This is a genomic window from Pseudomonas sp. MYb13 (genome assembly GCF_002980075.1).
Taxonomy (GTDB): domain Bacteria; phylum Pseudomonadota; class Gammaproteobacteria; order Pseudomonadales; family Pseudomonadaceae; genus Aquipseudomonas; species Aquipseudomonas lurida.
In genome coordinates, this window is sequence record NZ_PCQI01000017.1 from 96,843 (window position 1) to 109,470 (window position 12,628).

Genomic DNA, 12,628 nt, shown 5'->3' on the forward strand with positions numbered 1-12,628 from the left:
CCGCGTCATAGACCCCGATGTTAGAGCCTGATTAGATAAACCCACTGCTGTTCGGGAAACTTCCCACCTTCAAAGAATAAGTTACTCACCCCACGTAACTTCTCGAAAAAACATCTCATACACTTATAAGCTCATCCAAACGTTTAACCCGATTATTATCTCCCGCTGATCATCAAGCCTTTCAACTGACCGTGCCAGCCCAGGCCTTTGGCGTGCCTTGCGCCTGGCCCGGTTGAACTCCACCTGTCTACTTCCGGCTGCAAAAGCCATCACTGCTTAACGAGCAGTCGCGACAACTTATAGGCATCAACCATGTACCCAACTTTGCTTGAACAAAAAAAACAGCAACTCTGCAGCCATTTGTTATTTGAAGAAATAACGTCACTCGGCAAGTTACAACGTTTCATGGAAAGCCATGTGTTTGCAGTATGGGATTTCATGACCCTCACCAAACGCCTGCAACAGGACCTGACCTGCACGCGCCTGCCTTGGCTCCCCCCGACCGACCCACACGCCGCCCGCCTGATCAACGAGATCGTACTGGGCGAGGAGTCGGACGAGCATCCGGAGCACGGCTACTGCAGCCACTTTGAGCTGTATCGGGAAGCGATGCTCGAGGTGGGTGCCAGCACCGCCGCCATCGATACCTTTATCTCGCTGCAACGCCAAGGCTTGGACGCCCAGGCGGCCTTGCAACAGGTCGATGTACCGCATGGCGTGGCCCGCTTCGTCGAGAGCACCTTGCGCATCGCCTTCAATGCGCCTACTCACTGTGTCGCCGCGACGTTCCTGCACGGCCGTGAGAGTGTCATCCCGGCGATGTTCGAACGCCTGTTGCAGGGCAGCGGGCTCATCAACCGACAGGCTCCCATCCTGGGTCATTACCTGAAGCGTCACATCGAGTTGGACACCCAGGGCCATGAGCCAGGGGCGCAACAGTTGCTCCAACGCCTGATCGGCAACGATGCAAACCGCAGGGAACAAGCCGAGCGCGCCGCACTCGACGCCCTGGAAAACCGCATCAGCTTCTGGGACACCGTGCGGACCTCGTTGCAAGGGGTGCGCCCATGAATGCCTCTGACTACCGCTCCATTGCCGAGGATTGGGAACACCGTGCAACCATCCGCACACGCCCTCGCCGCGTGCTGGAGAACGACGACAACCTGATCTACCCACTGTGTCGCCAGCCACTCGTGGCGTGCGCGACGTTTCTCGAACACTGCTCGCAATGGCGCGACTTTGTACTGGTGCAAAGCTTCTACAAATTCATCAACGACGTGGTGATTTTCGAGACCGAGATCGTCGACAAGACCGCCCGCAGCATTGCCAAGAATCGCTTTGCCGTGCCCTTCCCCCTCGCCTGTCGCTACGACGCAATGACCATCGTGGTGGACGAGGACTACCATGCCCTGGTCGCGCTGGACTTCCTGCAGCAAACCGTCGAAATGACCGGCATACAGCCACTCGAACTGCCCAAGCAAATCGAACTCGGCCGTGCCCTGCCAGCGGCACAGGCGCAGGCTCCGGCCCACCTGCACGACGCCGTTGAATTGATTGCCGTGGCCATCGCCGAGAACACCGTGACCCATGATGTGGCCGCCTTCGCCAAGGACGACAGCGTCAAGTCGTCGGTCCGCGGCATGATGGCCGATCACCTGTCGGATGAAGGGCGCCATGCACAATTCTGGACACGCCTGGTACGCCTCTACTGGCAGGTGGCGAGCCCGCAGGATCGGGACAGCATTGCCCTCGTCCTGCCGACATTCCTGGCCCAGTACCTGACCAACGACCTGCAGGCATCCTTCGACCTGCAACTGATCGAACACCTGGACGTCAGCCCCGGCATCCGCCATGCACTGCGGGAAGAAATCAACGCGCTGGATTTCCCCATCACCCGCCAACACCCGCTGATAGGCAACATCACACGTTTTCTGCACCACAGCGGGTTGCTGCAGACACCCAGCGTGGCGCAGGCATTGGACGACTATTTGCCCCCGGCAGGGAGCGCAGCATGAGATGCCTGACCATGTGCTGGGTCGGTGTCAGCCACGCCCTGGACAGCCTGAAGCACGTGCTTGAACAGTGTGGGCATCGGTCGGGGGATGAGGCCGCCGACCTGGTAGTCGATGACGGCAGCCTGTCAGTACCGACGCGCTTGGCCGGCACCGCGCGTATCAGCCTGCGCCTGGGCATCGGCCCTCTAGGCGCACATGGACTGCCCGCCGTGCAGCTGCGTGGGTATGACCGCAACGGACGCTTGCTTGCCGCGCTCGACCTACCTGAAGTGCCCTGCGGGAACGGCCAGCGATTGCGCCTGCAAGCGACACGTGTGTTGGCCGACTGGGTTGCCTTGCACGTCAGCCGCGTTGCACGCGACCCTGCGTATTTGCCCACAGAAGCCTGCGCCACTGCGTGGCCCGACCAAGGCATGCAGGTGCTGGAGGCGCTGGCGTTTGTGCACCGATTCAATCGCACGGCGGACCCTGCCCTGTTGCAGGCCGCCCAGGTGCCGGTGATCGAGCGCGTGCAGGCCAGCCTTCTGACCTTCGCCGAGCGGCCTGCGTTGAACAGTGCGGGCAACGTGATGACTTACCGGCAACTTCAGGCTCGGGCCCTCGCCATCCAAGAGCAACTGGAACCGCTGCTGGAGGGTAGTGAGGCTCCACCCGTGGTCGGTGTCTGCCTGGAAAAATCCGTCGCGCTGTACGCCAGCATTCTCGCGGTGCTCGGCTGCGGCGCAGTGTACCTGCCGCTGGGTCCGGAACACCCACCACAGCGCCAGCAGGCCATGCTGGAGAGTGCAGGCGCCCGCGTTTTGCTGGATAACGGTTGCCATCCATTGCGTGAGCGCTTCGTTTCATTGGATGTGTGCACCCTCGGCCCGCCCGACACTGCCAGGCCTTCGCGGCGCCCGCCCGCAGACCTTGAAGCACCGTGCACGGTGCTCTTCACCTCGGGCACCACCGGACAACCCAAGGGGGTGCTGTTGAGTCAGGCCAACCTCGCCCACTTCAGCGCCTGGTTCGGCAGCCAGATGGCGCTGAGCGAACAGAGTCGTGTGCTGCAGTTCGCCTCAGTGAGTTTCGATGCATCGCTGATGGATATTTTCCCCAGCCTGATCGCCGGCGCAGAGCTGGTTGTTCCCAGCGAGGCGCAACGCCGCGACCCACAGCAACTGGTTGAGTTGATCCGCCAGCAGCGCATCAGCCATGCGTTCCTGCCACCGGCGCTGCTCAGCATACTGCCGCTGGATCAACCGCTGGGCTTGACGCACCTGCTCACCGGAGGCGATGCCTGCGAGCCCTATGTGATCGAACGTCTGGCAGGCGAATGCCATCTGCACAATCTCTACGGTCCGACCGAAGCTACGGTGCTGGTCACCCATCGAACCCTGCAAGCCGGGGATGGCAATCGCAACTTGGGCCGCCCCATCGCCAACAGCCAGGTGCTGATCCTCGACGACAACCTGCAACCGGTGGATGAAGAGGTGATGGGCGACCTGTACATCGTCGGCCCGGGAGTATGCCTGGGGTATTTGAATGCAGCGCAGGCGCCCGACAACCCCTTCCTGGCGCTGTCCTTGCCGGATGGCCAGACCTTGCGGGCCTATCGCAGTGGCGACCTCGCAAAGTGGACTGCCGACGGTATCGAGTTGGGCGCAAGGCGGGACGCACAGGTGAAGATCCGTGGAATCAGGATCGAACCCCTGGAGATCGAACAGTGCCTGCGCAACAGCCGACTGTATCGCCAGGTGGCGGTGGTGATTGATGCCGCACGCAGGATTCGTGGTGTCGTCGCCCAACCGGAACCAGGCGCCACGCTCAACGATTTGAAGCAGCATGCGCGGCAGTGGTTGCCGGATTACCTGCAGCCTGACGTGTGGGACGAGCGACCTCGCTTGCCGTGCTCCAGTAACGGCAAGGTGGACCGCCAGGCCTTACTGGCGTTATCGACCCAACCGACATCGGCTAGCGCCGGGCAGGCAGCGCAAACATCCCTCCACATGCAACTGGTGGCGTTATGGCGTGAGTTGCTGCAGTTGCCTGTGGGAGGACTGTCGATTGATGACAGCTTCTTCAACCTCGGTGGGCACTCCCTGTTGCTGTCGACTTTGCTGCTGCGCATTCGCGAGCAGTTTGGCCGCAGCGTGCCCTTGAACCACTTCTTCGCAACACCTACGGTTCGTACCCTCGCGTTGCTGATGGAGAAGGGTGCGCTGCCTACTGCCCCCTCCGGCGAGGCGGTTCGGGATGCACAACGGCAAGAGGTTGTGCAGGTACTCCCCTTGGACCGTGTAGGAGACCGCAACAACGTGATAGTGACCGGCGCCAACAGCTTTATCGGCGTGCATATCGTCGAGGCACTGTTGGCCAATGGCGCAACGCAGGTGGCATGCCTGGTGCGTGAACTGCCGGGCCAGCCCGCCACTGCGCGATTCACCCAGGCATTGAGCGAGCACCGTCTTGAGCACCTGGACATGAGCCGGGTGCAGGTTTATGCCGCGGATATCAGCCAGCCAAACCTGGGCCTGCCAGGTGACACCTATGAGGACCTTGCCCGGAACTACGGTGTGCTGGTGCACAACGCGGCACGGGTCAATCACGTGATGGACTACGCCTCGTTGGCCAAGGACAACGTCGACCCTGTGCTCGAATGCCTGCGCCTGTGTGAAACGCACTGCAAAAAAGTACTCAACTTCATCTCGACGCTGTCGGCATGCAGCAGCATCGACGCCGAGGGCCATGTGCTCGAAGTGCCTGCGACTAGCGCCCTGCCGATCTACATCAAGAATGGCTACAACGTATCCAAGTGGGTCGCCGAGCGCTGGCTGGGGCACGCGGTGGCGCGAGGCTCCTGGGTGAACATTCACCGCCCGGGCAACATCAGCTTCAACAGTCGGACCGGTGTTTGCCAACCGCAGAAGAACCGCTTGATGCTGATGCTCAAGGGCTCACTGCAACTGGGCCTGGTCCCGCGCCTGGAGATCAACTTCGACCTGATGCCTGTGGACTTCTTCGCTGAGTTTGTGGCGTTCCACTGCGGCCGCTTTGACGCGCAGCGACCTGTGTTCAACCTGCATAACCCAAGGCCTTTGAGCTGGGACCACTATCTCGATGCGTACAGCCAGGCGGGCTACGCCTTCGAGCGGGTCAGTGTCGCGCGCTGGCAACGAGCACTGCGAACGGTAGGCCACGAAAACGCGCTGTTTGGCGTATTGGGTTTTTACCTGGAGGGGCTGGGCGAGGACATTGGCGATACCTCAATGATCCACTGCGACAACGCACGCCGGGGGGTTGAGGAAATGGGCGCTGACTACCCCGAGAAGAGCCCGTCGCTGCTGCAACGGGGCTGCGACTACCTCAAGGCTATCCGCTTTCTTTGAACGGCTTCAGGACAACTTCATGACATCGCTGCAACCCGATACATTAATTCGCAACCCAACCGGCACACCCATAGTGGCCTGTGTCACCGTCAACTGCGACGCCGCTCGTCTGTGGGGTCTGGTGGGTCGCTTTGCAGGCTTTGACGCCTTTATTCCGGCCCTGTCACACGTCGAAATGATGGGTGAGGGCGTGGGCGCCTTGCGCACCAAGTTTTTTCACGATGGTCATCGGGTCGTGGAGCAACTCAATAGCCACGACGACCATGCGATGTGCATGACATGGACCACGATCTACAACACATTGGGCGTGGCTCGATTGTGGGCGGCAATGCGCGTGGAAGCATTTGGATCAGGCGGTGCCAAGGCAACCTGGACGCTGATCGGCGAGGCCGCTGAAATGACGCCGGCCGCGTTTGAAGAATTCGTGCAAACATTCGCCGACAGCGCACTGGCGAATGTGCGCCAGATGCTTGAACGATAGGAGCGAGGGGCTCGCTCCTATTCATTCAGCTTCAGATCTTGAAACTGTCGACCAGTTGTTTCAAACGGCTGGCCTGTTGGGACAGCGCATCGCAGTCCTTCAACGTTTCGTTGAGGTTGGCCACGCCTTGCTGGTTCAGCAGGTTGATCTGGTTGATGTCGACATTGAGTGTTTCCACCACGGCAGTCTGCTCTTCGGTGGCGGCCGCGACCGATTGATTCATGCCATCGATCTCGACAATACGCTGCGTCACGCTGATCAATCGCTCACCCGCCTGGTTGGCCACCTCGACGCTCTCTTCGCTGGACGTCTGGCTGGCGTTCATGGTGGTCACCGCTTCACGCGAACCCACTTGCAGCGAAGTGATCATCTTGTGGATCTCCTCAGCCGACTCTTGCGTGCGGTGGGCCAGGTTACGCACTTCATCAGCGACCACGGCAAACCCACGGCCGGCTTCCCCGGCACGCGCGGCTTCGATTGCGGCGTTGAGCGCGAGCAGGTTGGTTTGCTGGGAGATACCTTTGATCACATCAAGGATGTGGCCGATATTGTCGGTGCTGGCGTTCAGGGTCTCGATCTGGGTGCAGGACAGGCTGATCTTTTGCGACAGTTCCGACATCGCCAGGATCGTTTGCTCCACCACCTTGCGCCCATCGTCAGCCTGCTCGCTGGCACCACTGGCGTGCTGCGAAGCATCGGCAGCATTACGCGCGATTTCCTGAGTGGCGGCGCCCAGTTCGTTGATCGCGGCGGCCACGCTGTTAGTGCGGGCACTCTGCTCGTCAGAGCCGATGATCGAGGCGTTGGACGAGGCCATCACGCGCTGGGACAAGTCATGCACTTGGCGTGTTGCCGAGGACACTTCGGAAATGGAGGCGTGGATGCGCTCAACGAATTGGTTGAACGCACTGCCGACCTCGCCGAATTCGTCCTTGCTGGTGACGTCCAGGCGGCGGGTCAGGTCGCCCTCGCCTTGGGCAATGTCCTGCATGGCAGCGCCCATGGTGGTCAGGGGTCGCAGCAATACTTGGATCAACAGACTCAAGAGCACCGCAATCGCCACCACGGCGATCACCATGGCAATCAACGCTGAGGTACGGAATTTACCCAGCGGTGCGTAGGCCTTGTCTTTGTCGATCGACAGGCCGATGTACCAATCCGCCCCTGGCAAGCCGCTGATCGGGGTGAACGACAAGATGCGATCCTGGCCGTTGAGGACCACATCCTGGCTGACCTTCTCGATGCGCACGCTGGTGCCCGGGTAGATGTCCTTCAGGTTTTTCATCACTTGGTCCTGGTCGGGGCTGACGATGACCTGCCCGTCGCCGCTGACCAGGAACGCATGGCCGATGCCGCCAAAGTCCACCGAGTTGATGATCTTCACCAGGGTTTGCAGGCTCAGGTCGCCGCCGACTACGCCCAGCAGTTCGCCGTTCTTCTTCACCGGCAGGGCGATGGTCACGATCTGCCCACCCACTGCAGCCATGTAAGGCGGGGTAAGCATGGTTTTGTCCGCGGCTACGGCTTGCTTGTACCAGGGGCGCTGACGCGGGTCGTAGCCATCGGGCATCTTCGCGTCCGGGCGCTGCGTGAACACGCCGTTGGTCTGGCCGACATAGGTGAACTGGAAGTTCGCGGTAAACGCGGGTTGATCGACCAGTCCAGGAAGGTCTGCACCACTGCCCTGATGGGCAACGTTTTGCGCCAGGCTTTCGAGGACCAGAATACGACCACTGAGCCAGTTCTGCACACTGCTGGCAGTGAGCTCACCGGATTGCTGGATGGAGGAGTCCAGGTTTTGCTTGATGGTGCTGCGCTGCAGGTAGTCGTTGTAAAGCGTGAATAACGCGAAGGCTAGAACCACGACGCCTGACGCGGCCAACAGAATTTTATGACTGAACTTGAGATTCATTTCATCGACTTCTTTTGCCAAAGGGGGGTGAGCGTGCCGAGTGGAACATTCCATGTAACGCGATAGGCGGACTCTCAGGCCGCTCTATTTCGGTGCACGCATGGCTCGTCAGGCTTTCGGCCAAACCTTGGCAAATCTTAGAAATTTGTGAGATTCGTCCTCTTTTTACGTAGGAAACCGACCGGTGGTAAGTGCCTACGATTCAGAGTTGCAAATTCTTTCAGGCTTCCAGACAATGCGACTAATTATCATTTGTGACGTCTGGCCGAGCCCGTGTGCATGCGATCCTCTGAGTACTCGCCGTGTGAAAGTGTTGTGCAGACGCTTTACAGCACTCATCACAACTGGCTGAACGCGTGGCTGCGCAGTCGCCTGGGCAATGCCGCCGATGCAGCTGACCTGGCACAAGACACCTTTGTGCGCCTGCTGCAAAAGACCGAACGCTTCGAACTCAAGGCGCCTCGCGCTTTTTTGCGCACCATCGCGCGGGGCCTGGTGATCGATCACTGGCGACGTGAAGAAATTGAACGCGCTTATCTCGAGTCCATCGCCCACCTGCCCGAGGCACTGGCTCCCAGCGCAGAGGCGCGCGCATTGGTGCTGGAGTTGCTGGAAGACATTTCCCGTCTTTTGGACGGACTCAAGCCTAAGGTGCGCAGGGCATTTCTGTTGGCCCAGTGCGACGGGCTGGCGTACAAACAGATCGCCCAGCAAATGGGCGTGTCGCTGCGATCGGTGGAGCGCTATATCTGCGAGGCGCTCTATCACTGCTACGTTCTGCGTTATCAAACATGACGCCGTTGGATGATGCCACGCGCGCAGGTCCCGACCCCCAAGTGGTCAAGCAGGCCATCAGTTGGATGCTGCGTTTGCGTAACAACCGGGCTAACCGGCGGCTACAGGCACAATGTGAAGACTGGCGCGAAGCCCACCATGACCACGAGTTGGCCTGGCAGCGGGTTCAAGCATTGCAACAAGAATTGAGTGGCCAGTTGGCGGCAGTTCCCGGCGCGCGACTGACGCTGGAGAACAGCGCCCAGGGCTTGGGGCGGCGACAGGCGTTGAAGTTGCTGTCCGGTGTGATGCTGGTGAGCTCGGCGGCCTGGATAAGCCGCGACCTGATCGGCTGGCAACGCTGGACCAGCGATCTTGCGACCGCCACCGGTGAGCGGCGCAGCGTGCAATTGCCGGATGGCACCCGCCTGCAACTCAACACTGACAGCGCAGTCGACCTGGACTTCAACCCACAGCAGCGCCTGATTACGCTGGTGCGCGGAGAAATCCTGGTGACGTGCGGTGCCGCGTCGGCGCCCTTATTGGTTAAAACACGCCATGGCTTGCTTGAAGGTATCGACGGACGTTTCGCTGTGCGTCAGGACAGCGACTGCACGCGCTTGAGCGTGCTCAGCGGTAACGTGGCGATCCACACACCGCACGGGGCGGATGGGCTATCGCTTCAGGTCCACGCAGGGGAAAACTACCTCGTGCGTCAGACCCAAGCCACCCTCGCGGCCCCGATGAACATGGATGTCGGCGCATGGGCCGATGGGCTGATCGTTACTCGGGGCATGCGACTTGCGGATTTCCTTTCGGAAGTAGGGCGTTATCGGCATGGTTATCTGGGCTGCTCCGCAGACATCGCAGACTTGCGGCTGTCAGGGGTTTTTCGCCTGGAGGACACCGACACATTGCTGGCCATCCTGCCGCAGACATTACCCGTACAGGTGCGCTATCGCACGCGCTGGTGGGTAAGCCTGGAGCGGTCGGCCTGATTTTTTCATATTTTTCACCCGATATTTCTGGCGGCTTTTCTCCGTGAGCCCGGCTTAGACAGTAAGCCTTTCAATCTGCCTTCACCGGCCTCTACGGACCTTGACCATGACTGTGCGTTTTCTCCGCAATTCTCCCGACTCTTCCTACCCGTTATTGAGCAAAGCCGTACGTGCAGCTTTGCTGTCCACGGCAATGGGTATCGGCGTTGTGCCGATTACCGGTATGGCCGCACAAGACGGTACAGAGCAAATTCATCAGCGCTTCGACCTTCCGGCAGGCGCGCTGAGCGACGTGCTCAATCAGTTTGCCCGCCAGGCGGGTATCACGCTGTCCAGTACACCTGCACAGACCCAGGGCCGGGCATCGCCCGGGTTGCAGGGCGAGTACTCTGCTGAGCAGGGGCTGAATCATTTGCTTAGTGGCTCTGGTTTGCAGGCGGTTTCCGCAGATGGCGTCAGCTTCGTATTGCAGGCGCTACCGGACCGTAGCGCCCTCACTTTGCCGACCACCGATATCAAAGGGTTCGCCCTGGGTAATGCCCTGGGCAGCATGGAAGGCTACAACGCGACTCACAGCCAGATCGCCACCAAGACCAGTACGGCGTTGCTGGAGACCTCGCAAACCGTCTCGGTGGTGACGCGCGAGCAGATGGATGACCAAGGTTCGCAGACGGTTGCTCAAGCCATGCGCTACACGCCAGGTGTGTTGACCAACCCCTATGGTGCGACGCACCGCTATGACTATGTGGCGATGCGCGGCTTCAACGATGGGTCCGTGGATAACATTTACCTCGACGGCTTGAAGTCCATGGGGGACAGCGGCACTTACAGCACCATGCAGGTTGATCCGTATTTCCTGGAGCGCGTGGACATCCTCAGAGGACCTTCTTCGGTGTTGTACGGGCGCAGTTCGCCCGGCGGCCTGGTGGCGCTGACCAGCAAGAAGCCGTTGTTCGAGCCTTATCATCAGGTACAGGCGACAGTAGGCAGCCATCGTCAACGCGGTATGGGTTTTGACTTCAGCGGCCCGGTAGATGACGACAAACGCATCGCCTATCGTTTGACGGGACTGGCGGATAAGTCCGACACACAATTCGACCACGCCAAGGAACAGCGGTACGCGTTGGCGCCGACGTTGAGCATCGACTTTACCGATGACACCTCGCTGACGCTCCAGGCTTATCTTCAGCACGACCCTGATGGAGGCTATCACAGCGGTATGCCGGCCGACGGCGCGCTGCACCAACGTAATGGCCAGAGGATCTCCAGCCATTTCTTCGAAGGCGAGCCGGGGGTGGATGGGTACCGGCGTGATCAACAATCCTTTGGGTATCAATTCGAACATCGCTTCAATGATGTCTTTACTGCCCGACAAAACTTCCGGTACCTGGATTCCAACGTGCAGTTGGACCAGGTGTATGCGTATGGCTGGACCACACCGACCAGCAATGAGCTGAACCGCTATTACTCGGGAGGCGATGAGAAGCTGCACGCATTTATCATCGATAACATGCTGCAAGCCGAGTTTTTCACTGGGGCAACCAAACACACGGTGCTGATGGGCGCCGATTACCAGCGGCGTAAAACCGTAGTGGATTGGACGAGTGGGTCGCTACAGTCAATCAATGCATTCAATCCTGTGTATGGCAATTCCGCTATCCGCTATGACAGCCCAACCAGTTACCTGCGCCGGCTCGAGCAGACTGGCGTCTATCTGCAAGACCTGGTTGAAATGGATAAATGGCGATTTTCCCTGGGGCTGCGACAGGACTGGGTAGAGACGTCCGATGAGAATCGGATCTCCGAGACGAGCCGCCCGATTGGCACCGAAATCAGTGACAAACGCACCAAGCTCACTGGGCGCGCCGGGGCGTTGTATCTGTTTGATAATGGCCTGGCGCCCTACCTCAGCTATTCAGAATCCTTCAATCCCAACTCCTATTCAGACAGCGCAGGCAACCCGCTGGCACCGACTGATGGAACGCAGTGGGAGGTGGGCCTGAAGTACCAGCCGCCAGGCACGGACAATCTGTTCACAGCGTCGTGGTTTCGCATCGACCAGGAAAACCTGGCGACCAAGCTACCCCAGGAAAACTTCTATCGTGCTGTAGGGGCCGTTCGCTCACAGGGATTGGAACTGGAAGCGCATATGCAGTTGACCGACAACCTCAAGGTTCTGGGTAGCTACACCTTTACCGATATCGCGTACTCCAAATCGATGGTGAGTACCTTGAGTACTGCTGACAACGTGATCGAGAACAAGGGCAATTCGCCCACTCAAGCACCGCGTCACATGGCGTCGGTCTGGGCGGATTACAAGTTCGATAGCGGAGCGCTGGACGGATTGAGGCTGGGGGGTGGGGTGCGGTATGTCGGTTATAGCTGGGCTGATGCAGAGAACACTATGAAGGTACCGTCCTACACGCTGTTTGACGCTTCTGTAGGCTATGACCTGGGCAAAGTAGGACTGGCGGGTGTCGATGTGAGGCTCAATGCCAACAACCTTACCAATGAGACTTATGTGGCTTCCTGTGCCAGCCTGAACTTCTGCTATCTGGGGGAAGAACGTAATCTCAGCGCGACTGTGAGTTATCAGTTCTGATACGCCTAAGTTCAAACCAAGCCGGCGCCTGATAACGGGCGTTGGCTTTTTTGTTTCTACCTGCAGCCTCCACCTGCCCATCATTGCTTGAGGAGCGGCCAGTGGAGCCGTAGAAGCACCGATAAGTACAACCCCTAAACGACAAAACCCCTGTCTGCGCTAGCAGACAGGGGTTTCGGAATTCAATCTTGACGATGACCTACTCTCACATGGGGAAACCCCACACTACCATCGGCGATGCATCGTTTCACTGCTGAGTTCGGGATGGGATCAGGTGGTTCCAATGCTCTATGGTCGTCAAGAAATTCTGTGTACCAGACCGTTGCGTTGGCAACGTGCCGGTGAAATTCATGGACTTCTACATAAACAAAACCCCTGTTTGCGCTAGCAAACAGGGGTTCTGGAATTTAATCTTGACGATGACCTACTCTCACATGGGGAAACCCCACACTACCATCGGCGATGCATCGTTTCACTG

8 protein-coding genes and 1 rRNA gene are annotated in these 12,628 nt (G+C 59.2%); 7 read left to right on the top strand and 2 right to left on the bottom strand.

The genetic code is table 11. From position 1 onward, the window contains the following. Positions 1 to 312 precede the first annotated feature (312 nt). The 4 genes from CQ002_RS23890 to CQ002_RS23905 are packed head-to-tail and all read left to right on the top strand — an operon-like array spanning position 313 to position 5,864. Positions 313 to 1,071, top strand: a complete 759-nt coding sequence (locus CQ002_RS23890) for a DUF3050 domain-containing protein (protein ID WP_080758211.1) — start codon at positions 313 to 315, stop codon at positions 1,069 to 1,071. Next, complete coding sequence (locus CQ002_RS23895; RefSeq protein ID WP_105161427.1) at positions 1,068 to 2,015, top strand: diiron oxygenase; 948 nt, start codon at positions 1,068 to 1,070, stop codon at positions 2,013 to 2,015. Before CQ002_RS23890 ends, CQ002_RS23895 begins: the two co-directional genes overlap by 4 nt. Continuing rightward, positions 2,012 to 5,383, top strand: coding sequence for an amino acid adenylation domain-containing protein (locus CQ002_RS23900; RefSeq protein WP_105161426.1), 3,372 nt, complete (start codon positions 2,012 to 2,014; stop codon positions 5,381 to 5,383). The genes CQ002_RS23895 and CQ002_RS23900 overlap by 4 nt, the downstream gene beginning before the upstream one ends. 19 nt (positions 5,384 to 5,402) lie before the next feature. Continuing rightward, positions 5,403 to 5,864, top strand: a complete 462-nt coding sequence (locus CQ002_RS23905) for an SRPBCC family protein (RefSeq protein ID WP_034101817.1) — start codon at positions 5,403 to 5,405, stop codon at positions 5,862 to 5,864. Between the two features lie 31 nt (positions 5,865 to 5,895). Here the strand turns inward: CQ002_RS23905 and CQ002_RS23910 are convergent, their stop codons facing one another. Beyond that, on the bottom strand, positions 5,896 to 7,776 hold the full coding sequence (locus CQ002_RS23910) for a methyl-accepting chemotaxis protein (protein ID WP_034101816.1): 1,881 nt from the start codon (positions 7,774 to 7,776) through the stop codon (positions 5,896 to 5,898). 279 nt (positions 7,777 to 8,055) lie between these two features. Here CQ002_RS23910 and CQ002_RS23915 point away from each other — a divergent pair, with 279 nt between their 5' ends. The 3 genes from CQ002_RS23915 (at position 8,056) to CQ002_RS23925 (ending at position 12,150) form a co-directional block, all read left to right on the top strand. Next, positions 8,056 to 8,571: a sigma-70 family RNA polymerase sigma factor gene (locus tag CQ002_RS23915; RefSeq protein WP_052211060.1), complete on the top strand. Its 516-nt coding sequence runs from the start codon at positions 8,056 to 8,058 to the stop codon at positions 8,569 to 8,571. Then, positions 8,568 to 9,548: a FecR domain-containing protein gene (locus CQ002_RS23920; RefSeq protein ID WP_034101814.1), complete on the top strand. Its 981-nt coding sequence runs from the start codon at positions 8,568 to 8,570 to the stop codon at positions 9,546 to 9,548. The genes CQ002_RS23915 and CQ002_RS23920 overlap by 4 nt, the downstream gene beginning before the upstream one ends. Before the next feature lie 106 nt (positions 9,549 to 9,654). Beyond that, positions 9,655 to 12,150, top strand: coding sequence for a TonB-dependent siderophore receptor (locus CQ002_RS23925; protein ID WP_105161425.1), 2,496 nt, complete (start codon positions 9,655 to 9,657; stop codon positions 12,148 to 12,150). A 186-nt stretch (positions 12,151 to 12,336) separates the two neighbouring features. Here CQ002_RS23925 and rrf read toward each other — a convergent pair. Further along, a 5S ribosomal RNA gene (gene rrf, locus CQ002_RS23930) occupies positions 12,337 to 12,452 on the bottom strand. Between the last annotated feature and the right edge of the window lie 176 nt (positions 12,453 to 12,628).

Bases quoted from the DNA above. Each gene is read 5' to 3' on its own strand.
- CQ002_RS23890 (WP_080758211.1), top strand. From the start codon at position 313: ATGTACCCAACTTTGCTTGAACAAAAAAAACAGCAACTCTGCAGCCAT.
- CQ002_RS23895 (WP_105161427.1), top strand. From the start codon at position 1,068: ATGAATGCCTCTGACTACCGCTCCATTGCCGAGGATTGGGAACACCGT.
- CQ002_RS23900 (WP_105161426.1), top strand. From the start codon at position 2,012: ATGAGATGCCTGACCATGTGCTGGGTCGGTGTCAGCCACGCCCTGGAC.
- CQ002_RS23905 (WP_034101817.1), top strand. From the start codon at position 5,403: ATGACATCGCTGCAACCCGATACATTAATTCGCAACCCAACCGGCACA.
- CQ002_RS23910 (WP_034101816.1), bottom strand. From the start codon at position 7,776: ATGAATCTCAAGTTCAGTCATAAAATTCTGTTGGCCGCGTCAGGCGTC.
- CQ002_RS23915 (WP_052211060.1), top strand. From the start codon at position 8,056: ATGCGATCCTCTGAGTACTCGCCGTGTGAAAGTGTTGTGCAGACGCTT.
- CQ002_RS23920 (WP_034101814.1), top strand. From the start codon at position 8,568: ATGACGCCGTTGGATGATGCCACGCGCGCAGGTCCCGACCCCCAAGTG.
- CQ002_RS23925 (WP_105161425.1), top strand. From the start codon at position 9,655: ATGACTGTGCGTTTTCTCCGCAATTCTCCCGACTCTTCCTACCCGTTA.